The following is a 24,929-nucleotide window of genomic DNA, read 5'->3' on the forward strand; positions in this document are numbered from 1 at the left end:
TGCCCTAAGTCTCAACAACTTGGCCCTCCTCTACAAAGCCCAAGGCGGGCTTACTAAGGCCGAGCCACTGTATGAGGAGGCCCTGGCTATTTTCCGCCGTGCCCGACCGCCCGGGCACCCGGACATTGCCAGCAGTCTCAACAACTTGGCTTCCCTTTACCAAGTCCAGGGCCGGTTGTCCGAGGCGCAGCCGCTGTATGAGGAGGCCCTAACCGTCCGCCGGCAAGCCCTGCCGCCTAGCCACCCGGACGTTGCCATCAGCCTCGACAACCTGGCCTCCCTCTACGAGGCCCAGGGCCGGCTCGCCGAGGCGGAGTCGCTGTCGGACGAGGCTCTGGCTATTTTCCGCCGTGCCCTGCCGCCCGGGCACCCGGATATTTCCAGCGGCCTCAATAACCTAGCTTCCATCTACCAAGCCCAGGGCCGGTTGTCCGAGGCGCAGCCGCTGTACGAGGAGGCGCTGGTCCTCCGCCGCCGTGCCCTGCCGCCCGGGCACCCAGACATCGCCCTAAGCCTCAACAACCTAGCCGTTCTCTACCAAGCTCAAGACCAATTGCCTGAGGCGCGTCGCCTCTTCGAGGAGGCTTTGGTCATCCACCGCCAAGTTCTGCCCCCCGGTCACCTTGACACCGCCATTGGCCTCAATAACTTGGCCCTGCTCTACAGGGCTGAGGGCAACTTGGAGGCGGCGCAGCCTTTGTTGGAGGAGGTTCTGGCCATCTTCCGCCAAGCACTGCCGCGCGAGCATCCAGACATGGCCGCCGGCCTGATCAATCTGGCCGGTCTCTACCACGACCTGGGCCGTCTGTCCGAGGCGCAGCCGCTGTACGAGGAAGCTCTGGCCATTCGCCGCCGTGCCCTGCCGCCCGGGCACCCGGACATTGCCCAGAGTCTCAACTGCCTAGCCTGCCTCTGCCAAGACCTGGGCCGGCTGTCCGAGGCGCAGCCGCTGTACGAGGAAGCTCTGGCTATTCGCCGCCGTGCCCTGCCGCCCGGGCACCCGGATATTGCCCAGAGTCTCAACAACCTGGCTCGCTTTTACCAAGATCAGGACCGGCTCTCTGAGGCACAGCCCCTCTTTGAGGAGGCCCTGGCCATCTGGCGCCAAGCCTTGCCACCCGGACACCCGTACATCGCCCACGGCCTTAACAACTTGGCTTCCCTCTACCGGGCTCAGGGCAATCTCGATGCTGCGGCCCAACTGTTGGAAGAACTAAACCACTCCGGGTCCGTCGGAGGCTGATTTGATTAAGGCGCGTCGGCCTACTTCTCTGCGTCGAACGCGCGTTCGGTAAAGGCCAAATCCTGCCCCTGATTTGAGCTTACCGGCTCAAGGGCAGGCGCTCCGCTGAGAGCAGCAAATAAAGCCGGTTGCGCGCCCCCGCAACCAAATCAACAAAAAGCCCGCCTCCGCAAGGAGAGCGGGCTTTTTGCTGTCCGCATTTTTCCGGCCGGTCGGGCGTGATGTCCCGCCGCTTCGCTTGATTAGGACCTGACGGTCGGGTGTGAGTAGCGCCAACAAGGGGATCAACAACCGGGCGAAGAACTGACATCAGCCGACCCGAGGACGCGAGCGGCAGATGAAGTGCTTCAAGGCATCTCGGCAGGTGCAGCGCTTCCTGTCCATCCACGACCCGATCAACAACCTCATCCACCTCCGTCGCGATCATCGCCCCGCTTCCGACCAGCGTGCCGCTCGAGTTCGGGATTTCGCCGTCTGTGTCGAGATGGTCGGCGCGCCGCTGGCCGCGTGATCACTCCATCCATAGGACAGTCTTGGTCAAACCGCGCTTACCACTACTGAGCGGACCTACAGGTTAACAGTGCCCACGAGGGTGGGTCAGTTCTTTTCCTTGTCCCAGGCCAGCGCCGCGGCATCCTTGCCGGCTACGGAATAGAGAGCGCCGGGTGCGTTGCGCGTCTTCTGGAACTCCTCCAGCGATTCACCGCGCATGGCTGCGTAGATGTGCAGGTTGGAGGTGCCGACCACCGCCCCCAGCTTTTCCAACATGAAGAAGATCACGCCGTAATGGATCATGCCGCGCCAGTCGCGGTCGCGGACCAGCCGGCACTCCTCCTCCGTCAGGCCGGCTTCTTCGAAGGCGGCTTCCGGATCGGCGAGGAAGCGGGCACGGTGCGCCGGCTCCACCATCCGGTGCAGGAAGCGGTTGAGGCGGTAGGCCTTGGCGCTGGTGGCGTGGGTGAAGGGATAGGTGCCGGCGAGATCCTCGGCGCCGGCCAGCTGACGGGCCATGTGGGCGCGATGCGCGCCGACGATGTCGGCCGGCGGATCGATGGCCTCGTTCTCGTAGATGACGGTGGCGATGCCGGTCATCGAAGGTAGGTAATAGGTCTGATGAATCTTGCGCACCGTCGCCGACATCGCCCCGCGCATCACCAGCCACATGATGACCTCCGCCCCCTCGAGCCCACCGAGACGGGCGAAATCGGCGTGAGTCATGCGGGTCAGCGCCTCCGGGTCCTTTTCGACCATCTCCAGGAAACGGGCGTCCCATTCGACATTGTTGAAGCCGGCGCGCTCGCCATGGACCTGATGCGACAAGCCGCCGGTGGCGACGATCACCACCTTCAGATCCTCCGGATAGCTTTCGATGGCACGGCGCAGAGCTTGGCCCATCTTGTAGCAGCGCAAAGCAGTCGGAATCGGGAACTGCAGCACGCCGACCTGCAACGGCACGATGGGAACCGGCCAGTCCGGTTCGTGCGGCAGCAGCATCGACAGCGGCGAGAAACAGCCATGGTCGAGCGGCCGTTCCTGGAAGAAGGACATGTCGAACTCGTCCGCCATCAGTGAGGTGCCGATGTGGCGGGCGAGTTCCGCATGCCCCTTCACCGGGGGCAGCGCCCGCGCCCCGCCGCCCTCGTCGGCGACCTGGTAGGACTGGCCGATGCCCAGTGTGAAGGCCGAGTAATGGTCGAAGAAGAAGGAGGTGACATGGTCGTTGTAGACGAAGAACAGCACGTCCGGCTGCTTTTCGGCCAGCCATTCACGGACGGGTTCATAGGCTGCGAAGATCGGTGCCCAGACGGGATCGTCCTGCTTCTGGCGGTCGAAGGCGAAACCGATGGTCGGGGTGTGAGAGGTCGCGATCGACCCTATAATGCGTGCCACGTTGTCCTCCTCGGGGGTGGTTGGTTTTTGTGAGTGGTTGTTTCGCTTGCCCCCACCCCGACCCTCCCCCGCTGGACGGGGGAGGTTAGGTGGGGTCTGACCAGATGGGGGGCAAACGCCCCTTCACCCCCGCTCCGCAATCGCCGCCAGAACCTCGCGCGCAATGCGTCGCGCATCGTTCGGCACCTCGCCGCCGAAGCGCTCCTTCACGCCCAGGTCGGAGACCCATTGCTGGTGGGCGGCGGTGGCGGTGGGGAGGAGGCTGCTGACGCCGGCATGGTCCAGCGTCGCCGCAACCTCGCGCATTTCGGCGGCGCGACGCTTTCCGTGGACGACGACCCGTTCCATCACGTGGTCGGCGAGGTCGGCGAAGTCGATGTTGGACAGCGACGAGGCGACCGACGGGATGATGCGGTCCTCGATCCCCAGCTTCACCGCGGCGGTGACGCATTCCATCGTCACGCTCTCGAAGCCCTTGATGGCGATGCTGCGGATCATCTTGATGGTGGAGGCGTCGCCCGTCCGCTCCGACACCAGCTCGAACGTCATGCCGAGCGCCGTCAGGATCGGGGCCGCCTTCGCTGCAGCCGGACCGCTGATGAGCAGCGGCGTCTGGTGCAGGCGGGGATGTACCGGCGCCATCACCGCCACGTCCACCGTGCCGGCGCCGTGCGCAGCCATCCGATCCGCCGCGTCCGCCTTGCGGAAAGGGGCGGCGGAGTTGATGTCGAGCCACAGCAGGCCCGGATGCACACCCGGCAGCACGCTGTCCGCCGCGGTCAACACCTGATCTGCGGTGACGGCGGAGATGACCATATCGGCCTTCGCCGCGGCCTCGGCGGCGCCGGCGACCGGCTCCACGTCCAGGGCACGGCATTCGGCGCGCTTGGCTTCGGCATGAGCCGGGTCATCGAACAGGATGTCGTAGGCGAGAACGGTGACGGGACCGCGCGAGCGCCAGCCGCGGGTGAAGGCCTGGGCGGCTTCGCCGAAGCCGATGAAGGCGATGATGGGGGCAGGGGTCGGGTTGCTCATTCTGGTGTCCCGGTGGCTCAGTGCAGGGCGCCGCCGATGCCGCAGAGGGCGTCGAGCTTGGCGGGATCGTCGATCAGGGCTTGGCTGGCGCCGTCGAAAGCGATGCGGCCACGGCTCATCACCATGGTGCGCGGGGCGAAGGCGAGCGCCAGCTTGGCATGCTGCTCCACCATGATGATGGACAGGTTGCCCTCGTCGCGCAGGCGCAGCAGCGCATGGAACAGCTGCTCCACGATCACCGGGGCCAGCCCTTCGAAGGGTTCGTCCAGCAGCAGCAGGCTGGGGTTCGTCAGCAGCGCGCGGCCGAAGGCCAGCATCTGCTGCTCGCCGCCCGACAGTTGGTTGCCCATGTTGGTCCGGCGCTGCTGCAGGCGGGGGAACAGGTCGTAGATGCGCTCCAACGTCCAGGCGCCGGGGCGCAGGCCGACGAGCAGATTCTCCTCCACCGTCAGGGAGGGGAAGATCTCGCGTTGCTGGGGGACGAAGCCGATGCCGGCATGGGCGCGGCGGTTGGGCCGCAGCGTTGCGATGTCGATGCCGCCAAGGCCGATGCGGCCGGCATGCAGGCGGGTCAGACCCATGATGGTGGCGAGCAGGGTGGTCTTGCCGACACCGTTGCGGCCGATGATCGACAGCTTGCCGCCGACCGACAGGTCGAAGCTGAGATCCTCCAGCACCACGGTGGCGCCATAGCCGGCGCGGACGTTCGACAGGGACAGCGCCTCAGGCATGGATGCCCTCCCCCAGATAGACGGACTTCACCGTCTCGTTGTTGGCGATCTCGTCCGGCGTGCCGCGGGCCAGCACGGCGCCCTGCACCAGCACGGTGATACGCTGGGCAAAGCGGAAAACGAGGTCCATGTCATGTTCGATGATCAGCACAGCGAGATCGCTGGCGAGGTTCTCCAGCACCTCGATCACCGTGCCGGTCTCCGTCGACGGGATGCCGGCGGCCGGTTCGTCGAGCAGCAGCACCTTCGGCCGCAGGGCCAGCGCGATGGCGATCTCCACCAGCCGCTGGCGGCCGTAGGGCAACTCCCGCACCTCGCGGTTGCCCCAGGGGTCGAGGCCGAGGCGGCCGAGGATCTCATAGGCTTCGTCGCGGATCAGGCGGCGGTGCGACGGGCTGGGCAGCGGACGCCAGCCCTGGCCGTGGAACTCGTCCAGCGCCAGGATAACGTTCTCCGCCACCGTCAGGTTGTTGAACAGCGTGTTGATCTGGAAGGTGCGGACGAGGCCGCGCTTCACCCGCGCCTCGATGGACAGCGCGGTAACGTCCTCGCCGTCGAGGATGACGGAGCCGGAGGTCGGCGGGACGAGGCCGGTCAGCAGGTTGACGAAGGTGCTCTTGCCGGCGCCGTTGGGGCCGATCAGCGCCTCGAAGGTGCCGGGCTCCAGCGAGAAGTCGATGGTCTGCGCGACGGTCAGCGCGCCGAAATTCTTCTGGAGTGCGCGGGTTTCCAGGATTGCTGCGGCCATCACGCGGCCTCCTTCGAGCGGAACAGGGTCATCAAACGATCCACCAGACCGATCAGCCCCTTCGGCGCGAACAGCACGATCACCGCCAGCAGCAGGCCGAGCCAGAAGTACCAGTAGGCGGGGTCGAGCGCCGACAGCCGATCCTTGAACAGGGTGAAGACCACGGCCCCCAGCAGGGCGCCCCACAACCTGCCGGCGCCGCCCAGCGCCACGATGATCAGGATCTCGCCCGACAGGCTGAAATGCAGGACGTTGAGACCGACGAACTGCGATGTCTGGGCCAGCAGCGCCCCGGCGATGCCGGCCAGTGCGGCGGAGACGATGTAGATCGACAGCAGCCGGCGCTGCACGCCGGTGCCGATGGCCTGCATGCGCACCCGGTTCTCGCGGATGCCGACTAGTGAGCGGCCATAGGGCGACCGCGTCATCAGCACGGCGAAGACCACGATGACGATCAGAACCGCCAGCGTGTAGAGGAAGGCGGTCAGGCCGAAGATGTCGAACTCGAACAGGCCGGCGACGGGGGAGATGATCATGCCCTGCAACCCGTCGGCGCCGCCGGTCAGCGGCTTCGCCCGGTTGGCGATCTCGTAGACCAGCGACGCAAAGGCCATCGTCAGCATCAGCTGACCCAGCCCGCGGGTGCGCAGAACCAGGACGCCGGTGGCCGCCCCCAGCAGGGCCGAGACCGCGCCGGCCAGCAGCAGGGCGGACAGCGGCTCCGTCCAGCCGAGTTGGACGGATGCGATGCCGACCGCATAGGCGCCCAGCCCGAAGAAGACGGCATGGCCGAGCGTGACGATCCCGGCGAAGCCGACCAGCAGATCGACCGACAGCGCGAAGATCATGGTGATGGCGACCTGGGCGGCGAGCAGCCAATAGGCCTCGCCGAACAGCAGGGTGGCAAGCGCGCCGAGGCCGAGCAGGACGGCGATGACGAGGTCGCTGCCGCCCCGGCCCATCGCCAGCCCCCGCCATGTGGAGGGCGCAGCAGCGCCCTGGTAGGAGACGGAGAGGCTTTTCACAGGTTCGTTCCTTGGGATTGGCCGGGACATCGGTCGTTCCATGGGGCTCAGCTCCGCACGCCGAAGAAGCCGGCCGGCTTCGCCAGCAGGATGGCGATGACGACGCCGTAGATGAAGAAGGCGCCGAATTCCGGGATCAGGTACTTGCCGGCCACATCGACGACACCGATGCACAGCGCCGCCAGGAAGGGGCCGAAGATGGAGCCCAGCCCGCCGACCGCGACGACGATCAGGAACAGCACCAGATATTCCTGCCCGTAGGTCGGCGTGATCGACAGCACGTCGGCACCGATGCCGCCGCCGAGCCCGGCGATGCCGGTGCCGAGCGCGAAGGTCAGGGTGAACAGCAGTCGGGTGTCGACGCCGACGGCCTCCGCCATGTTGCGGTTGTCCACCGCCGCCCGGATGCGCATGCCCATGCGGGTGCGGCCGATCAGCAGCCACAGCGCAGCCAGGATGGCGACGCCGGCGACGATGACGAAGGCGCGGTAGGCCGGGAAGTCAATCCCGCCCAGCGTCACCTGACCCGACAGGGCCGCCGGGATCTCCGGCTGCTGCTGCAGTGGGCCGAAGGCCAGCGTGAAGCCGGCGATGGCCATGAACAGCAGGGCGATGGAGAACAGCACCTGCCGCAGTTCGTCGGCGCCGTAGAGGGTGCGGACCACCAGCCGCTCGACCACCGCCCCGGCCAGCGCCACCGTGACGAAGGCGGCCGGCAGGGCGATCCAGAATGGCAGCCCCAGCGACCGGGTTGCCATGACGACCACATAGCCGCCGGCCGCGGCGAAGGCGCCATGGGCGAGGTTGGCGAAGTTCATCAGGCCCATGGTGATGCCGAGCCCGACGGAGACGATGTAGAGGACCATCGCGAAGGCGAGGCCGTGGAACAGGATGGTCAGAGCAGCCGTGATCACGGGGCCGCACTCCCTTTTTCAAGAGCGGTGTTACTTGGCCTTGCCCGGATCCTTCACCGCGGCGAAGGTCTCGAACTCGACGTTGCGCAGCGTGCCGTTCACCTTCTCCACCCGGCGGATGTAGATGTTCTGCACGATGTCGCGGGTCTCCGGATCGATGGAGACGGGGCCGCGCGGGCTTTCGGCGCTCCAGTGGCTCATGGCGTCCACGGCGGCTTTGCCGTCACCCTTGCCCTTCATCGCCTTGATGGCGTGGTGAATGGCGGCCATGCCGTCATAGCCGCCGACGGCCATGAAGGTCGGCGTGCTGTCGGCGCCATAGGCGGCCTGCCACGCCTTCAGGAAGTCGGCGTTGGCCTTGCCGTCATGCGCGGTGGAATAATGGAAGCCGGTGACCACGCCCAGCGCCGCATCGCCCATGTTGGGCAGCTCGTCCTCCACCGTCACCTCGCCGGAGCCGATCAGGCGGATGCCGGCCTCCTTCAGGCCCAGGCTTTGGTACGCCTTCATCAGCGCGGTCGACTGGGTGCCGCCGGGCAGGAAGACATAGAGCGCGTTGGGCTTGGCGTCCTTCACCTTCTGCAGGAAGGGGACGAAATCGGGGCTCTGGACCGGCACGCGGACCGATTGCACGACCGATTTGCCGTCGCCCTTGAAGCCGGCGGTGAAGGCCTCTTCGGCTTCGATGCCGGGGGCGTAGTCGGAAACCAGCGTGTAGACGGTCTTGATGTCGGCCTGCTTGGACGCCCACTGCGCCAGCGGCTGGGTGAATTGCGGGATGGTCTGCGACACGCGGACGATGTAGGGCGAGGCCTTCGTCGTCGCGGACGCGGCGGCGTTCATGATGACGAAGGGCACCTTCGCCTGGGTGGCGATCGGGGCGATGGCGTTGGCGTTCGGCGTGAAGATGATGCCGGCCAGGAAGTCGACGTGGTCGCGCACCACCAGCTCCTGCGCCAGCCGCTTGGCGACGTCGGGGGCCGGGCCGGTGTCGTCGCGCACGACCAGTTCGACCGTGTCGTCGCCGAGGTCGTTCTTGTGCAGCTGTTCGTAGAGCCGCGCCCCGCGCTCGATCTGCTGGCCGAGCGAGGCGGTCGGGCCGGACAGCGAGGCGATCAGACCGACCTTGTAGGCTTTGGCATCGGCGCTGCCCGCCATCGGCAGCAGGGCGGCGGCGGCCATGGCGGTGCCGAGGGTGAGGGTGCGGAAACTGGTCATTGTGGTGGGTCCTCCCAGGGACTTTGTTGTGGGTGTTTTGGATAGGGGCGAAAAAGCGCGTCAGCGCCGCAACTCCTCCAGCCGGTCGACATAGACCAGCCCCGCCTCGGCCAGCGCCGGGCGCATGCTGTACATGTCCAGGCCCAGTTCGCCGGACGCGAGGCGCTTGCGCTTGTCCTCTTCATTCGCCGAGCGCTTCTGGCCCAGGGCAGCCACGTCCGCAGCGCGCGAGGCCGGGACCACGACGACGCCGTCATCGTCGGCGACGATCACGTCGCCCGGATTGACCAGTGCCCCGGCGCAGACCACCGGAATGTTGACGGAGCCGAGAGTCGCCTTGACGGTGCCCTTCGCCGAAACCGCCCGCGACCAGACCGGGAAGCCCATCTCCTGCAGGCTGGCCACGTCGCGGCAGCCGGCGTCGATCACCAGCCCGCGCACCTGCCGCGCCATCAGCGAGGTCGCCAGCAGGTCGCCGAACATGCCGTCGGTGTTGTCGGTGGTGACGCCGACCACAAGGATGTCGCCGGGGCGGCACTGTTCCACCGCCACATGCAGCATCCAGTTGTCGCCGGGTTGGGCCAGCACGGTGACGGCGGTGCCGGCGACCCGCGCCCCCGGCCAGACCGGGCGCATGTAGGTCTTCATCAGCCCCAGCCGCCCCATCGCCTCGTGCACGGTGGAGACGCCGAGCGTGGCGAGGCTTTCGACCGCCGCGCCATCGGCGCGGTCGATGCTGCGGACGACGACGCCGAGTTTGGTCGGGATCATGCCAGCTCCTCCAGCACCATCGGGAAGACGCGCTGGTAGGCTTCGCCGTGGGTCATGCCCTGCTTGGTGCCATAGGTGGCGCCGCGTCCGGCGTTGCGGCCGCCCTGGGCGCCGCGCTGGAGCGCCACGCGGGTGTAGTAGTCCCACAGATGCGTCTGGGCCGGCAGCGTCTCGAACGCCTTGCGCTTGATGTCCCAAACCTCGTCGATGTTCAGGATGACGTTCGGCTTGAAGTCGCACTGTTCGGGCTGGTGCGGCTCGAACAGGAAGACCGGCGGGGCGCCGAGCGTCTTCGCGCCGGGATCGTGGCCGGCGGCCTGGGCGATGATGCGGGCTTGCTGGGCGAAGCGGGCGGCGTCGGGATGGTCGTAGTTGTAGGGGTCGGCCGCCGCATGGGTCAGGACGAAGGCCGGCTGGACGTCGCGATAGATGTCGACCAGCCGGTCCAGCATCTCGCGGTTCAGCGCCAGCGGATAATCCTCCGTATCGAAGAACTCGATCTCGGCGCCCAGGATTTCGGCGGCACGCAGGGCCTCGTCATGGCGCTGGCGCTTCACCGCCTCCAGCGTAGCGCCCGGCTGCTTCCACGCACCCTGGCTTTCGCCACGGGCGCCATAGGACAGACAGACGATCTTGACGCGGTAGCCGCGTCTGGCGTGCAGGGCGATGGCGCCACCGGCGCGCCAGACGAAGTCTCCCGGATGCGCGCTGACGACCAGCGCGCCCTTTTGCGATTGCGTGCTCATGGCGGTGTGCGCCTGTGGTTCGGGGGTTTGGTTGGATGACCGCCGTATTTGGACGGGCGTACAAATGCTAGGCACCGCCGCAGTCCTGTGTCAACATGAATTTGACGGACGTACAATCGGCCAGATGCGTCGTTCAAATTATTTGTACGGACGACCAAATGGCGGTAGGATGGCGGCAGTTGTTCCGCTCCATCCGATCCGGAGGTCGATGCCGTGCTGCCCGCGCAACGCCAGAACTCGATGAGGGAGGCGATCCTCGACGCCGCGGAAGATCTGTTCTCCAAGAACGGCTTCCGTGCGGTGTCGATGCGGGAGATCGCCCAGGCCTCGGGCGCCAATCTCGGCAGCATCAGCTATCATTTCGGCTCGAAGGACGGGCTGCTGCGCGCGATCTACGAACGCCACTCCGGCCCGATGAACCGGCGCCGGCAGGAATTGCTGACGGAGGCGCAGCGTATCCGCGATCCCGACGACCGGCTGGAGGCGATCGTGCGCGCCTTCATCCTGCCGTCGCTGTCGCAGACGGAGGGCAGCATCGGCGGCGGTGCCCGCTTCGCCCGGCTGCGCGCCGTGGTGATGGCGGAGCGTCACGAAGAGGCGCAAAAGATCATCGCGGAGACCTTCAACCCCATCAATCTCGCCTTCATCGACGCGCTTCAGGCCTGCCTGCCGCATCTGCCGCGGGCCGACATCGTCTGGCGCACGCATTTCCTGCTGGGGGCGGTCAGCTACACGCTGATCAACCCGTGGCGGGTGACCCGCCTGTCGGACGGGGAGGCGAATGGCGAAAACACCGAAGAGGCGCTGGTTCAGATCGTCCGCGCCGCCGTCGCCGCCTTTCGCGCGCCGGCGGGGAGCGATCCCGCGCCCTGACTGATTAGGGAGCTTGAGACGATGACCGAGCAGATCGGCATCCGCTGCGCGCTGATGCGCGGCGGCACCTCGAAGGGCGCCTATTTCCTGGCGTCGGACTTGCCGGACGACCCGGCCGCCCGCGACCGCATCCTGCTGGCGGCACTCGGCTCGCCCGACCCGCGCCAGATCGACGGCATCGGCGGGGCGCATCCGCTGACCAGCAAGGTTGCGGTGGTGTCCCGCTCGCAACGGCCGGACTGCGACGTCGATTACCTGTTCCTGCAGATCGTGCCGGACAAGCCGATCGTCTCCGACAAGCAGAATTGCGGCAACATCCTGGCCGGCGTCGCCCCCTTTGCCATTGAACGAGGGCTGATGCGGCCGGCCGGAGAGCGCACCACCGTGCGCGTCTATATGGTCAATTCAGACAGTAAGGCGGAGGTGACGGTGGAAACGCCGGGCGGGCGCGTGCGCTATGACGGCGATGTCGCCATCGACGGCGTGCCGGGAACCCATGCGCCGGTGACCCAGGCCTTCCTCGACACGGAAGGGTCGGCCTGCGGCGCGCTGCTGCCGACCGGGCGGACGATGGACGAGATCGATGGCGTACCTTGTACCCTGATCGACAACGGCATGCCGGTGGTCATCCTGCCGGCCTCCGCCCTCGGCCTGACCGGTTACGAGGATGCCGACGCGCTGGAAGGCGATGCTGCCTTGAAGGAACGGCTGGAAAGGATCCGGCTTGCCGCCGGGCCGCTGATGGGGCTGGGGGACGTGCGGGCGCAGACGGTGCCGAAGCTGACGCTGGTGGCGCCGCCGCGCGACGGCGGAATGATTTGCACCCGGACCTTCACGCCTTTCAGCCTGCATGCCTCCATCGGCGTGCTGGGCGCGGTGACGGTGGCGACGGCCTGCCTGCTGGACGGATCGTCGGCCCACGCGCTGGCGGCGGTTCCGCCGGGGCCGTCCAAGCTCTGCGATGTGGAGCATCCGTCGGGCCGGCTGACGGTGGCGCTTGAGATCGATACCGCCGCCGTGGGCTTCAAGCTGCGCCGCGCAGCCCTGGTGCGGACGGCGCGGCTGCTGATGGACGGGACCGTGTTCGTTACACCTGCGGCCCAAGCTTGACCGACATGGCTCGGAGCGTGTTCGTGGCAGTCACGCGCTGACCCGGAGTTCCAGCGGTTACCAGTCACCCTTCCAAGTCGCTGGTATACCTGAACTCCCGCCTCGTTCAGGTGAACGTGACACTGCCGTCCGCAGCGACGGGCAGGGTGAAGGTGAAGCGGCTGCCGCCGCTGTCACTGTCCGCCGACAGAGCCCCGCCATGGGCGGACATGACCGAGCGGCAGATGGACAGTCCCATTCCCATGCCGCTGTCCTTGGTGGTGAAGAAGGGATCGAAGATCCGCGCCAGGATCTCGGGGGAAATGCCGCTGCCGGTGTCGCCGATGCTGACCGCGAGCACGCCGTCGGTCACCCGGCTTTCGACCAGAAGCTCGCGCTGTCCGCCATGGCCGGCCATGGAATCCAGCGCATTGGTGACGAGATTCAGCACCACCTGCTGCAGCTGTGTGCGGTCGCCCCGCACCTGGACGCCGTCGCTGCGGAGATCGGCGGTCAGGCGGACGCCGCGCTTGCCGATCTCATCGGCGGTCAGGGTCAGCACCTCCTCCACCAGGGGATCGACGGACAGCGGCTCCAGCACCAGGGGGGCCTGCTTCGCAAGCGACCGCAGCGCGCGCAGGATATCGGCGACGCGCAGGCCGGCGGTGCGGATGTCCTCCAGGTTCGACAAAGCCTCCGCCACGTCGGGAGTGGGGGCCCTCAGCCAGCGCAGGCTGGCGCCGGCGCTGGCGACGATGCCGGCGAGCGGCTGGCTGATCTCGTGGGTGATGGAAGCCGCCAGTTCGCCCATGACCGTCAGGTGGCTTGCCCGCGCCAGATCGGCGCGCGCGACGCGAAGGGCCGCCTCCATTTCCTGGCGGCGGCGATTCTCCAGCATCAGGTCGGTGTAGAGCCGGGCCGCCTCCAGCGCATTGGCCGCCTGCGGTGCCAGCACCTCCAGCATCGCCGCCTTGCGCGGCGTGAAGACGTTCAGTGCAAGATCGTTTTCCAGGTAAAGGACGCCGACCAGCCGGCCCTGCTTGATCAGGGGCTGGCAAAGGAACGACCCCGCCTTCGCGCCGGCGGTCGCCGCGTCGCCGGATGAGAGCGTCCGCCGGGTGCGCAGCACGGTGTGCAGGACGGCGGCCGGCACGCAATCCTCCGCCGGCACGTCGTCGGTCAGCCGGACCACGATGTCGCTGTCGACCACGGTCGCCGTCGCCTCCACCCGCGGCTCGTCTCCGCGCATCAGCAGCAGGGCACCGCGCCGGGCACCGGCATGGACGATCATGTTGACCATCAGCCGCTCGACCAGCCGGTCCAGCAGGATCTCCTCCGACAGGGCATGGGCCGTCTTCAGCACCAACTCCATGTCCAGATCCTCGATGCCCTGACGGGCGTCGGCGGGGCCGTCGGCGGCCAGGAAGGGGAATTCCGCCTCCAGCCCCTTCACCTTGGCCAACGCCCCCCAGCGCCGGTAGGCGGCAGACGCCAGCCTCAGCTGGTCGCGGGCGGCATAGCCAAGCTGCAGCGACCGGGCATGGCGGCCGGCCAGCTCGTGGGCCAGTCCCTGTTCATGGGAAAAGCCGGCCGCCGCCGCCGCCGCTGCGGAATCGTCATAGAGCCGCATCGCCTCGACGTCGCGGCCGTCCAGTCTGGCCATCTCCGCATTGACCAGGGCCAGCTTGTTGCGGAAGGTCAGCGGGTTAATGTCCGCCCACAAGGCCAGCCGTCGGCGGCAGTGCGCCACCTCGTCCCGCGCCGCTGCGGGATCTGTCCCAGGATCCTGGGTGTGCAGCACGGCGTTGTAGAAGGTCAGCTCGCCGACGGAGATATGGGCCGGTGCCGCCCAGGTCATGCCGAAGGCTGGTGACAGGCTGGCCCGGGCCAGGGCGAAATCGCGGTGGTAGAGCGCCGCCTGTCCGCGCAGCTGCCAGGTCCAGAAATACAGCGCCGACATCGGCGTGCGGCCCGGTGCGGTCGCGGGATCCTGGAAGGCGGCTTCCCAAGCGCCCACCATCTGGCCGGCGTCCTCCTGCAGCGACTGCACATAGTCCTGCTGAGTCGACATCAGATCGACGATGTCGTCGAATCCCGCGTCCCGCGCTATGGCGATCAACGGGTCCGTCTCCTCCCGCACCGCCGACAGCCGCTCCCCCATCGCCAGCAGGTCGGAGACGATGTGGTTGCAGCTGTAGCAGAGCATGCGCAGCTCGGCGCACTGGTGCCCGACCTTCTTGGCCTCGCGCACGTGGGCCAAGCCGTAGGACAGCGGCTGTGTCCAGGGGCTGACCTGATCCAGCGCGACCAGCACCGGGGTGCGATAGCGTTCGAAGCCGTGGCGGTCCACCAGTTGCAGCGCCGCCGAGGCGTAGGCGAACCCTTCCACATACTCGTCGAAGACGGTCGCCAGGGAGACGCCGAACCACGCGATCCCCTGGGCCGAGGCGGCGGTCACGCCATGCTTCAGCGTCAATTCCACCATGGTGGCGAGCTGAAGATGCACCAGATCGGCCGACGGGTAGAAGAAAGCCGCCTCCAGCGCCGTCAGCAGCGCCATGGCGGCTTCCATCCGCGGATTGTCCATCGGCGGCAGGTCGGCCAGGGCCGAAACCGGACGGCCGTTCAGCAGGCGCTTGATCCTGTCGTAGGTCGCGGCGCCCCCCCCCGGCGGCGGATCGGTGGGCAGGTCGATCCCCAGCTGCGCCAATCCTTCCAGCGCCACCCGCACCGCGCCGCGGAAATCCGACGCCACGGTCAGCCGCGCCGCCTTCAGCCGGTACGCCTCGGCGCCGTCGATGGCGCCGTCGGCGTGGCGGAACAGCCCGTCGATGGCACGGTCAGCCCCGGCCGCGTCGCCGTTCGCCAGCAGGCATTCGGCCGTCAGCACCGCCGCCCGCCATGCCAACGGGTAGGATCGGGTCCAGCGCTCCTCCCCCAGGATGCGGTCGGCGCCTGCCAGATAGGTCAATGCCCGGCCGCGCGCGGCGGCGGCGATCGCCTGACCCGCCGCGTCGATCAGGGTGCCGGCGAATTGATCGGCCCGCCCGGCACACAGCGGGGCGCCATATGACAGCTCGATCTGTGCGGCGATCCTGAACAGTTCCTCCGGACCGCGGTCGGGCCACAGAGACAGCATGGCCGCAGCGATGGCCGCATGCTGCGCCGGGCGGTCCTCTACCGGCGTCAGCCCATAGGCGGCCTCCTGCACGCGGTCATGCACCAGCACCCAGCCGCCGGACTCCCCGTGCAGCACCAGCCCCGCCGCCGCCGCAGGCGCGAGCGCGGCCTGCACCGCGGCGGGCGGCAGGCCGGCGACCGATGCGAGGAGCCGGTCATCGGCGCTATTGCCGATGCAGGCCAGCAGCCGCACCGCGGTCCGGCTGGCGGCCGGCAAGCGACGCAGCCGGACGACCAGCAGGTCGGTGACCGTCTCGCCGCCCGGCAGCAGGGCCGCCGTTCCGGCCGTCCATGTCCAGGCCGAGCGGCCGGCGTCGTGGCGCAGCGTCCCGTCATCCGCCAGGGTGCGGAGAAGCTGCAGGATGTGCAGCGGGTTGCCTCCGGTCTTCTCGCCGATCAGCCGCAGCAGGTCCTCCGCCCGGTCGACAGGTTCGTCCAGCACCGCCGTTACCAGGGCGGCGGTGGCCTGCGGGCCGATCGGCCGCAGGGCGATCCATGCCGGTGCCGTCGCGTCATCCCGCAAGGCCGACAGGAAACCGAGGAAACCCGGCCGTATATCGGCGCTGGTGTCCCGATAGGCAGCGATCACCACAAGCCCCGGCGGTGGACTGTCGGCGATGGCGCGAATGAAGGCCAGCGTCGCCTCGTCGGCCCATTGCAGGTCGTCCAGGAACAGCAGGACCGGCGCACCGGGACGGGCGAAGGCCTGCAGGACGCCGGTCAGTATGCGGCGGATGCGTAGCGGCTGCTGGCTCGACGGATCGTCCAGCATGTGGGCGGCCGGTCCGGTCACCGGCTCGAACTCGGGCAACAGGTGGAGCAAAAGCGCCAGCTGCCCGTCCAGCCGTTCGGCCAAGCCGGCGCGCAACGCCTCCAGCTCCTCCAGCGGACCGGCGACCACCGCGGCCGCCAGCCGGCGCAACGCCTGGAGCACCGGGGCGTAGGGGACGGCAGGCTGATACTGGTCGGTCTTGCCGGCGGCGATGCGGGCATCCGCCGGAAGCCGGTGCCGCATAAAGCCGGCGACCAGCGCGGATTTGCCCGATCCGGGGGCGCCGCCGATGAAGACCAGCTGCCCCCGCCCGCCCGCCGCGGCACGGCCATAGGCATCGCCCAGCCGGCCGAGTTCCTCCTCCCGCCCCAGCAGGGTATCGGGCGGCGCCAGCCGGCGGATGCGGTCGGCCCGCGCCAGTTCGAAGGCGGGGATGTGCCGATGGGCGGACCAGTCCCGCAGGCAGCGCGTCAGGTCCTCGGCCAGCGAAGCGGCAGTCTGATAGCGGTCGTCGGGCGCCTTGGCGATCAGTTTCAGGATCAGCGCGTCCAGCATCGGCGGCACGTCCGGACGCAGGCTGCTGGGGGATGGCGGCCGCACCGCCATATGGGCGTGCAGCCATTGCGCGGCGGACCCGCCGGTCAGCGGCGGACGGCCGGTCAGCAGACCGAACAGCACGACGCCCAGCGAATAGAGGTCGCTGCGCTCGTCGCCCGGCTGTCCTTCCGGTCCGGCGGTTTCCGGTGCGGTGTAGGCGGTGGGGCGCCGTCCGGCCTCGCCCTCTGCCTGTCCCGCCTGAAATCCGGTCAGACGGACCTTCCCGGCCGGGGTGAGGATCAGGGCCTGCGGATGCAGGGCGCCATGCAGCAGATGGCGCCGGTGGGCCTCGGCAAGAGCCCCGGCGGCCTGGGCGGCGACCTCCAGGAACTGGTCGAGGGGCGGCCTGTGCAGGGTGGACAAGGGCTGTCCGCCATCGTCCGGGTAGATCAGCGCCGGTCCGTCGCGGGTCAGACGCAAGTCCAGCGGGACCAGGGCCCAGTCGTCTTCCAGCAGGGATTTCAGGCTCAGCTCATGGTCGATCTGCCGGCCGGCGGCCTCGTTGGCCCAGCCGGCCCGCGCGGCCAGCCAGCTGACGCCGTCGGCTCCTGTCAGCCGCAGCAGGCTGCGGTTGCCGTCGGTGGCCAGCAGCTCGGGCCGGGCGTCGTCCAGCCACTCCGCAGCCGGTGCCGCGGGCCGGGTGGGAGCAGGTGTTTCCCCGTCCCGGAGAGGATCGATACCGGACGCCATCGGACCTTGCTGGCTGCGTGAAAGGGATCCCGATCCGGTGATACATCAGTCATCGACGGCCGTATAACCGCCAAACGGCTTATGCCCCTCTCCGAAAGGGATAGGGGCGGTGCGTCAGGCCGTTTCGCTGTCCTCCAGGATCCGGTGCAGGATGGCGTGGAGATCGTCGGGATCGACGGGTTTCTCCAGGAACAGGCGGGTGCCCGATGCCATCGCCCGGTCGCGCATCCGAGGGTCCGGGAACGCCGTCAGCAGAAGGACCGGAATCTCCGGCATGCGGGCCTTGACGGCCACCTGCAGGTCTAATCCGCTCATCCCCGGCATGGTGACGTCCGAGATCAGACAGCCGACGCCGGCGGGCGGGCAGTCAAGGAAGTCCTCGGCGCAGGCGAACAGCGAGATGCGATAGCCGAAGGAGCGGATCAGGCTGCCCAGGCTGTTGCGGACGATCGGGTCGTCCTCGACGATCGCAATGGTCGCGCGGGCGGGGGCCGGATGCATCGCGGCTAACGGCCGGCATCCCCAGCCGGAGAGGCTGCGGCCGGTGCGGACGGGAACGGGCAGCCCGATGGGCTCATGGCGGCGGCCTTGCTGACGGAGGGAAATGCCGCCTTCACTATGGGCGACTTTATCGGCCGGCAGAACCATACGTCCGCGAGGTGCCTGCGAACCTTGGGTGGGGGAACCCCATACCAAAGGTTAGGTGCCGGACGCGGGGGGCGCGGTTCATCATGGCGCGGCCCCTTCGCACGCCAGCCGGTTCTCCGGTTGCCCGGGCGTCGGAACCTGCCGCCGCAACCCTGCCGCCGCAACAGCGAGTGATCGTAGACCATGCACCCCGCCACGGCCGGCCGACCGGCCGAGCAGACCATTTCGGACCGCAGGATCGTGCTGATCGTCGATGACGATCCGCTGCTGCGTTCGTCGCTGGACAGCCTGTTCCGTTCGGTCGGGCTGGAAACCCGTCTGTTCGCCTCGGCCCAGGACGTAATGGATGCCCAGTTCTCCGACGTGACCTGCTGCATGGTGATGGACATCCGCATGCCGCGGATGAGCGGGCTGGAATTCCAGGCCCAGCTGAACGCGCGCGGCATCCGCGTGCCGATCATCTTCATCACCGGCCACGGCGACATCCCCATGTCGGTGCAGGCGATGAAGGCGGGCGCCTTCGATTTCATGACCAAACCCTTCCGGGACCAGGAAATGCTGGACGCGGTGGAGGCGGCGCTGACCCGGGACGGCGAACGGCGCGGTCAGGACCGCATCCTTGCCGACGGCCGCGCCCGCTACGACGCCCTGACCCCGCGCGAGAAGGAGGTGATGGCGGGGGTGACCCGCGGCCTTCTGAACAAGCAGGTGGCGGCCGAGCTTGGCATCAGCGAAATCACCGTGAAGCTCCACCGCTCCAGCCTCATGAAGAAGCTGGGGGTGCGGGCGCTCGCCGACCTCGTGCGGCTGGCCGAAGCGCTCGGCATAAACCGCGGCTGAGACGTCCGCCGGCCCGGGGTTCGGCGCCGTGCTAACGCCGCGCCGCCTTGCGCCACCGCATCGGTGTCTGGCCGACTGCCCGGCCGAACAGGCGCGTCAGGTGGGCCTGATCGGAAAAGCCGCAGCTGAAGGCGATCTGGCAGAGCGGCTCGTCGGTTTCCAGCATCAGGCGCTGGGCCAATCTCACCCGCCGTCCGATGATGTAGGCGTGGGGTGTCTCGCCCGTGCTCGCCTTGAAGGCGTCGGTGAAGCGTCCGCTGCCGAGCCCGACGAGGGCGGCCAGCGTCTCCACCCTTATCGGTCCGGCGATGTTGACCTCGATATGTTCGGTCACTCGGCGGAGCTGCCGGGACGTGAGCCCTCCTCTGGACTGGGACAGGGTGGCGATGACTGCCGGCTGGCTCCGCCGGTCCGCAACCAGGGAGGCGAGCCGGTCGAGGCAGAGCCGCGCGCCGTTGGGGTCATGGTCCAGCACGGCAAGGGCGCGGGTCACCAGCGTGGCGACCGTCCTGTCATCGGCGGCGACTTGCTGAAGCATCGGGGGCTCCCTGCGTGACATGGCGTGCAGGGAGTTTCGTCGGCCTGGGGTGCGTCGCGGAATCGCACGCTGGGGTCGCCCGCCCCGTGCCATGGCTTTACGGTTGCTAGCCCTTGGTGTGATGGCTCACTCCAGCATCGCGCCCAGCCGGCGCCCATAGGCGGCGATGGCGGCGCCGGCGGGATGGCGCTCCTCGTTGTAGGCTTGCAGGGCGGTCTCGATCTCCCGGTGGGCGGACAGGTGCCGAGCCAGCGCCATGGCGTCGCCCGCCGCCTTGGCGACGCCCATCGCCGTGTGGGGACGGACCACGAAGGCTGCATCGCCCAGCAAAGCCACCCGACCGCGTGTCATCGCCGGCACCTCGTAATCGAAGATGGCCTGGACGAAGGGGCGGGGCTCCGCCGCGATTGCCGCGGCGAAGGGGGGCGGCAGCAGCTCCGCCGCATCCTGCCGCAGCCTTGCAGCCAATGTCTTCGACACCTGTCCGGGCGCCAGCGAATAGGGATGGTGGCGTCCCTGGGCGTCGGTCAGCAGCGCCGGCAGGTCTGCCGCCGCCACGCGCCGGTACCAAACCCAGTTGTAGCGCCGCTCCCCCACCGCGGTCTCCGCCGCCGGCCCGGTGACCAGATAGCCCAGTGTGTGCGATTGCGGCATGTCGTAGAAGGCGAAGCGGTCCAGCAGGATGGCAGCCTCCGCCGGCAGATCACGTTCCGGCACCAGCCCGCGCCACGCGACATACCCCGCGTACTCGTTGGCAGCATGTTTGCCCACCACAGCGCAGCGGACGATCGAGCCCAGCCCGTCGGCACCGATCACCAGATCGGCCTCCTCCCGGCTGCCGTCGTGGAAGCGCAGGCTGGCGGAAACTTCGTCCTGCTCCACCCCCAGGACGGTGCGGCCCAGGACATAGGCGTCGTCGGGCACCTTGCTGCGCATCGTGGCGTAGAGATGATCCCAGGAGATCTGCATCTGCGGCGTCGCCTGCCGGTTCCGGATTTCGCCGGCGCGGTCGAGGAAGATGCGCTCGTGGGCGACGACGCCGACATGGGCCACATGCTCGCAGCCCACCGCACGGAGCAGGGCGAACAGGTCGCGCTGGCCGACCAGCCCGGCGCCGCGGCCGGCCAGTCCGCCGCTGGAGCGCTCATAGAGGCGGACGTCGTGCCCCTCCTGCCGCAGCAGGGCGGCGGCGAACAGACCGCCGACGGAGCCGCCGACGATCCTCACACGCAGGGTCTTCATGGTCTTTTCCCTTCTCATACGGGACCAAGCGCGGCCTTGAGCCGTTCGGGGCTGAGCGGCATGTCGCGCAGGCGAACGCCGGTGGCATCGGCGATGGCGTTGGCCAAGGCGGCGGCGGACGGTCCCTGCGCCGCCTCGGCGGTGCCGAGGAACGGCGCGCCGGGGCGGTCCATCACCACCACCTCGACCGATCCCGGCACGTCGTCGAAGCGCAGGATGGGATAGCTGCTCCAGTCGAAACTGGCGCGGTGGTCGGCGGCGAAGCGTACCGCCTCCCGGCCGGTCCAACTGAGCGACTGCACCAGTCCGCCCTCGATCTGGTTGCGCACGCCGTCGGGGTTGGCGGGCTGGCCGCAATCGACTGCAGCGACGGCGCGGCGGACCCGCGTCCGGCCGGTCTCGCGATCGACCTCCACCTCCATCGCCACCGCGCAGTAGGCGCCGAGATTCTTGTAGCGGGCGAAGGCCATGCCGCAGCCGCGCCGGCCGTCGCCTCTCGGCCGTTTCGACCAGCCGAAGCGGTCGGCCGCCGCCTGCATCACGTCGCGCGCCCGTTCGTCCCGCATATGGTCGAGGCGGATCGCCAGCGGGTCGATGCCGGCCCCCGCGGCCAGTTCGTCCAGCATGCTTTCGATGGAAAAGACGTTCAGATGCGCGCCCAGCGACCGCAAGGCGGAAACGCGCGCCGGCATGTCCTTCAGGAAATGATAGACGACATGGGTGTTGGCGAAGCTGTAGAGCGGGTTGGAGTTGCGGCTGCCGTCGCCTTCCGGCATTGGGATCGGCTTGCCTTCGGGAGTGGGGAAGGGCGGGTCGGCCTCGTTGCCGGCCAGCACGCCGCCGGCTCCGACCGGGCGGTTGTTGTGCGGGTTGCTCCAGACCGCGTGGCGCCAGGAGACGATGCGGTTGTCGGCGCTCAGCGCCGCCTCCAGCTCCGTCATCATGCCGGGGCCGAGCGGTTCCCAGCCGAACTCCTGCTCGCGCATCCATTGCAGGCGAATGGGGTGGCCCGGCAGGGCCTTGGCGATCACCGCCGCGTCGGCCGCGACGTCGTCGGCGCCGTTCTGGCCATAGCAGCCGGCGCCCTCGGCATGGATGGCGTGGACCTTCTCCGGCGGCAGGCCGAGCAGTTCGGCGACGACGCGGCGGACGTCGAAGGTGCCCTGGCTGTGGGTCCAGACGGTCATCGTGCCGTCAACATACTGCGCGATGGCGCAGGACGGTCCGATGGAGCCGTGGCTGATCCAGGGCCGGGTGTAGCGCGCCTTGACTCTGTGGACGGGCGGTCCCGCCGGATCGCTGGTGTCCATGATCGGGATGTCGCGGGCCGGCAGCGCCTTCAGCGTCGCCGCCACGGCGTCGCCGGTGCCATCCGATGGCAGGGGCGGTTGCGTGGCGCGGGCGTAGGTTGCCCGTTGCAGGTGACGCAGGACCTGAATCACCGTCCATTGCCGCTCCGCCACCACAGCGAGGAATCCACCCTGCCGGACGATCTTCACCACGCCCGGCATACGGGCGACGGCGTCGAGATCGGGCGATTGCAGGCTGGTGCCGACGCTGGGGCCGCGGACGACGCGGGCGTGCAGCATGCCGGGCAGGCGCATGTCGTGCAGATAGGCGGCACCGCCGGTCAGCTTGGCCGGGATGTCGATCCGCGGCAATTCCCGGCCCAGCGTGCGGTAATCGGAAGGCCGGCGCAGCGGCGCGTCGGGCTCCGCCTGCACATGCAGCGACAGCCGCGCCGCGACTTCACCATAGGGCAGGGACCTGCCGTCCGGCGCGTGCAGCCTGCCGTCGCCGCCGGTGGTGACCTGATCGGCCGGCAGGCCCCAAACCCGTGCCGCCTCGGCCGCCAGCAGCATGCGGACGTTGGCGGCGGCGTTCTGAATCGCGGTGCCGCTGTCCTGCATGGAATGGCTGCCGGCGGTCAGCCCCTCGTCCGGCGTGCGTTCAGTGTCGGCGGTGACCAGAGTGATGGCAGTGGGCGGGATGTCCAATTCCTCCGCCGCGACCTGGATCAGTGCGGTGCGGATGCCCTGGCCCAGCTCCACCTTGCCGGTGAAGACGGTGACCCGGCCATCGGCGTCGATGCGGATCCAGGCGTCGAGCCAAGGCGTCGATTTCAGGCTGCCCTTCAGGTCGGGCGCCACGACGGCCGGGCCTGCACCGCCCTCGCCGCCACCGGCAAGCTGGGCGAAGGCCCTGGGCGTTAGGGCGAAGGACACCACCAGGGCGCCGCCGGTCAGGAAGCCGCGGCGGGAGACGGATGACAGGACCGGACTCATGGCCGCACCTCCTGCGCCGCTTGGGTACCCTTGCGCATGGCGACGGCGCGGCTGATGGCGCGCAGGATGCGCATATGGGTGCCGCAACGGCAGAGATTGGTCTGCATGTGGGCGCGGATCTGCGCCTCGTCGGGGTCGGGAACGCGGTCGAGCAGGGCCTGCGCGCGCATCAGCATTCCGGCGATGCAGTAGCCGCACTGGGCGGCCTGTTCCTTCTCGAACGCCTGCTGAAGCAAGCCGGGGGCCTCGGCGCTGCCCAGCCCCTCCACCGTGCGGATACGGCGGCCGGCAACGGCGCCGACCGGCGTCAGGCAGGAGAAGGCGGGCTTGCCGTCGATGTGCACGGTGCAGGCGCCGCATTGGCCGAGGCCGCAGCCGTATTTGGCCCCGTTCAGTTCCAGGTCGTCGCGCAGCACATAGAGCAGCGGCGTGGCCGGGTCGATGTCCAGCGCGTGCTCGGCGCCGTTGACGGTGAGGGTGACGGTCATGGCTGGGAGTCCTCCTTGCGGACCGTGGCGGCCGCCGTCGCCAGCGAGGTCCAGGCCGGGCGGTCGCTGAAGCGGGATCGCAGATAGGCGGCGAGGTCGGCGACCTGCGCGTCGGTCAGGCTGGCGGCAAAGGGCGGCATCGTCGGTCCGGCCGGTCCGGTGGGCGGGTGGATGCCTTGCAGGATGGCGCGGATCGCGTTGTCGGGCCGGTCGAGCTGCAGGGCGGTCACCGTCGACAGGCCGGGCCGGCCCTGCGTCATCATCGGCGCGCCACCCTCGTGGCAGCCGGCGCAGGCCCCGGCGAACAGCGAGGCGCCGGCCGGGTTCGCCTTGGCCGCCTCCGCCGCGCGGTCCGGAGGGGAGAGCGCTTTCGGAGCGGCACGGTCCGCCGACAGTGAGGCGATGTAGGTGGCGATGGCGCGGACGTCGGCCTCCGGCGCGCGGGACAGGCCATGCACCACCGGTCCCATCGGCCCGGCGGCGGCGCCATGACGACCGTCCACGCCGGTGCGCAGATAGGTGAACAGGCTGTCGGCCGTCCAGGGTACGGCGGCCGGGCTGGCGCCGTTCAGTGCGGGAGCGACCCAGCCCTCGGCCACGCCGCCGGAATAAGCGCTGCTGCCCGTCTCCTCGGCGCCCGCAAGGTTGCGCGGGCTGTGGCAGCTGCTGCAATGGCCGAGACCTTCGGCGAGATAGGCGCCGCGGTTCCACTCCGCATCGCGGTCCGGCCGCGGCGTGAATTCGTCCTGATGCAGGAACAGAAGCTTCCAGCCGGCCAGCAGCGGCCGGAAGCCCAGCGGAAAGATCAGGTCGTTCGCCTTGGCCGGAGCGGAGGCCGCCGGCCGGGTCATCAGGAAGGCGTAGATCGCATCCAGATCCCCGTCATGCACCCGGCGGTAATGGTCGTAGGGCAATGCGGGATAGAGATGACGGCCGTCACGCGACACCCCGTCGCGCATGGCGCGTTTGAAAGCCTCCTTCGACCATCCGCCGATCCCGGTTTCCGGGTCCGGCGTGATGTTGGTGGAATAGAGCGTGCCGAACGGCGTCGCCAATGCCCGGCCGCCGGCGTAAGCGACACCCCCGTCGGCGGTGTGGCAGACGATGCAGTCGCCGACCGTGGCCAGCGCAGCACCGCGGGACACCAGTTCCGCCGGGAAGTCGGTGGCCTTGGGCGTGGGAACGGTGGGCAGGCCGCTTCGGTAGGCGATCCCCAGGAACGCGCCGACGCCGGCAAGGCAGGCCAATGCGCCACCGGCTGCCCATCGCGTTGGTTTCATGCTGCACCTCCTCTGGTCCGCCGCATGCCTCGTGGGTGGGCGGATAAGTCCAGGGAGGGTGCCGGAACGTGCGGCAGTCGTATTGA

General features: G+C 68.8%; 21 protein-coding genes. 5 read left to right on the forward strand and 16 right to left on the reverse strand.

What is annotated here, in order from left to right:
- Positions 1–1,243: tetratricopeptide repeat protein (locus TSO5_RS10730; RefSeq protein ID WP_109151579.1), on the forward strand; the 1,243-nt coding region annotated here is incomplete at its 5' end.
- 337 nt (positions 1,244–1,580) lie between these two features.
- The gene (locus TSO5_RS32690; RefSeq protein ID WP_158282398.1) at positions 1,581–1,754 is read left to right on the forward strand and encodes a hypothetical protein; all 174 of its coding nucleotides are present in this window, start codon (positions 1,581–1,583) and stop codon (positions 1,752–1,754) included.
- An 86-nt stretch (positions 1,755–1,840) separates the two neighbouring features.
- Here the strand turns inward: TSO5_RS32690 and TSO5_RS10735 are convergent, their stop codons facing one another.
- The 9 genes from TSO5_RS10735 to TSO5_RS10775 all read right to left on the reverse strand — a co-directional run bounded on the left by TSO5_RS10735 (position 1,841) and on the right by TSO5_RS10775 (position 10,321).
- The gene (locus TSO5_RS10735; RefSeq protein WP_109151580.1) at positions 1,841–3,133 is read right to left on the reverse strand and encodes a gallate dioxygenase; all 1,293 of its coding nucleotides are present in this window, start codon (positions 3,131–3,133) and stop codon (positions 1,841–1,843) included.
- 123 nt (positions 3,134–3,256) lie between these two features.
- Positions 3,257–4,168, reverse strand: a complete 912-nt coding sequence (locus TSO5_RS10740; RefSeq protein WP_109151581.1) for a DUF1932 domain-containing protein — start codon at positions 4,166–4,168, stop codon at positions 3,257–3,259.
- Between the two features lie 17 nt (positions 4,169–4,185).
- On the reverse strand, positions 4,186–4,899 hold the full coding sequence (locus TSO5_RS10745; RefSeq protein WP_109151582.1) for an ABC transporter ATP-binding protein: 714 nt from the start codon (positions 4,897–4,899) through the stop codon (positions 4,186–4,188).
- Positions 4,892–5,647, reverse strand: coding sequence for an ABC transporter ATP-binding protein (locus tag TSO5_RS10750; RefSeq protein ID WP_109151583.1), 756 nt, complete (start codon positions 5,645–5,647; stop codon positions 4,892–4,894). Before TSO5_RS10750 ends, TSO5_RS10745 begins: the two co-directional genes overlap by 8 nt.
- Positions 5,647–6,672, reverse strand: a complete 1,026-nt coding sequence (locus tag TSO5_RS10755) for a branched-chain amino acid ABC transporter permease (protein ID WP_158282399.1) — start codon at positions 6,670–6,672, stop codon at positions 5,647–5,649. Before TSO5_RS10755 ends, TSO5_RS10750 begins: the two co-directional genes overlap by 1 nt.
- Before the next feature lie 47 nt (positions 6,673–6,719).
- A complete protein-coding gene (locus TSO5_RS10760; protein WP_109151585.1) occupies positions 6,720–7,586 on the reverse strand; it encodes a branched-chain amino acid ABC transporter permease in 867 nt (288 codons plus the stop codon).
- Positions 7,587–7,616: 30 nt separating this feature from the next.
- A complete protein-coding gene (locus TSO5_RS10765) occupies positions 7,617–8,804 on the reverse strand; it encodes an ABC transporter substrate-binding protein (protein WP_247870693.1) in 1,188 nt (395 codons plus the stop codon).
- Between the two features lie 60 nt (positions 8,805–8,864).
- A complete protein-coding gene (locus TSO5_RS10770; protein ID WP_109151586.1) occupies positions 8,865–9,575 on the reverse strand; it encodes a 4-carboxy-4-hydroxy-2-oxoadipate aldolase/oxaloacetate decarboxylase in 711 nt (236 codons plus the stop codon).
- Positions 9,572–10,321 carry a PIG-L deacetylase family protein gene (locus TSO5_RS10775; protein WP_109151587.1) on the reverse strand — a complete coding sequence of 250 codons (750 nt, stop codon included), beginning with the start codon at positions 10,319–10,321 and terminating at the stop codon, positions 9,572–9,574. The genes TSO5_RS10770 and TSO5_RS10775 overlap by 4 nt, the downstream gene beginning before the upstream one ends.
- 213 nt (positions 10,322–10,534) lie before the next feature.
- On the opposite strand from TSO5_RS10775, the gene TSO5_RS10780 reads away from it, so the two are divergent.
- Positions 10,535–11,194, forward strand: coding sequence for a TetR/AcrR family transcriptional regulator (locus TSO5_RS10780; RefSeq protein ID WP_199230850.1), 660 nt, complete (start codon positions 10,535–10,537; stop codon positions 11,192–11,194).
- 21 nt (positions 11,195–11,215) lie between these two features.
- A complete protein-coding gene (locus TSO5_RS10785) occupies positions 11,216–12,304 on the forward strand; it encodes a 4-oxalomesaconate tautomerase (RefSeq protein WP_109151588.1) in 1,089 nt (362 codons plus the stop codon).
- Between the two features lie 106 nt (positions 12,305–12,410).
- Here TSO5_RS10785 and TSO5_RS10790 read toward each other — a convergent pair whose 3' ends face one another.
- Complete coding sequence (locus tag TSO5_RS10790; RefSeq protein WP_109151589.1) at positions 12,411–17,522, reverse strand: AAA family ATPase; 5,112 nt, start codon at positions 17,520–17,522, stop codon at positions 12,411–12,413.
- 114 nt (positions 17,523–17,636) lie between these two features.
- Positions 17,637–18,170: a response regulator gene (locus TSO5_RS10795; protein ID WP_109151590.1), complete on the reverse strand. Its 534-nt coding sequence runs from the start codon at positions 18,168–18,170 to the stop codon at positions 17,637–17,639.
- A gap of 183 nt (positions 18,171–18,353) precedes the next feature.
- Between TSO5_RS10795 and TSO5_RS10800 the strand changes: the two genes are divergently transcribed.
- Positions 18,354–19,010, forward strand: a complete 657-nt coding sequence (locus TSO5_RS10800) for a response regulator (protein WP_109151591.1) — start codon at positions 18,354–18,356, stop codon at positions 19,008–19,010.
- A 31-nt stretch (positions 19,011–19,041) separates the two neighbouring features.
- Here TSO5_RS10800 and TSO5_RS10805 read toward each other — a convergent pair whose 3' ends face one another.
- From TSO5_RS10805 to TSO5_RS10825, 5 genes are all read right to left on the reverse strand, one after another.
- On the reverse strand, positions 19,042–19,548 hold the full coding sequence (locus tag TSO5_RS10805; protein ID WP_158282400.1) for an AraC family transcriptional regulator: 507 nt from the start codon (positions 19,546–19,548) through the stop codon (positions 19,042–19,044).
- Between the two features lie 126 nt (positions 19,549–19,674).
- Positions 19,675–20,790: an FAD-dependent monooxygenase gene (locus tag TSO5_RS10810; RefSeq protein ID WP_109151593.1), complete on the reverse strand. Its 1,116-nt coding sequence runs from the start codon at positions 20,788–20,790 to the stop codon at positions 19,675–19,677.
- 14 nt (positions 20,791–20,804) lie between these two features.
- Entirely contained in the window at positions 20,805–23,075 is a 2,271-nt protein-coding gene (locus TSO5_RS10815; RefSeq protein ID WP_109151594.1) for a molybdopterin cofactor-binding domain-containing protein, read from the reverse strand.
- Complete coding sequence (locus TSO5_RS10820; protein WP_109151595.1) at positions 23,072–23,563, reverse strand: (2Fe-2S)-binding protein; 492 nt, start codon at positions 23,561–23,563, stop codon at positions 23,072–23,074. Before TSO5_RS10820 ends, TSO5_RS10815 begins: the two co-directional genes overlap by 4 nt.
- A complete protein-coding gene (locus tag TSO5_RS10825) occupies positions 23,560–24,843 on the reverse strand; it encodes a cytochrome c (protein ID WP_109151596.1) in 1,284 nt (427 codons plus the stop codon). The genes TSO5_RS10820 and TSO5_RS10825 overlap by 4 nt, the downstream gene beginning before the upstream one ends.
- Positions 24,844–24,929 lie beyond the last annotated feature (86 nt).

It is taken from the genome of Azospirillum sp. TSO5, from assembly GCF_003116065.1.
GTDB lineage: Bacteria > Pseudomonadota > Alphaproteobacteria > Azospirillales > Azospirillaceae > Azospirillum.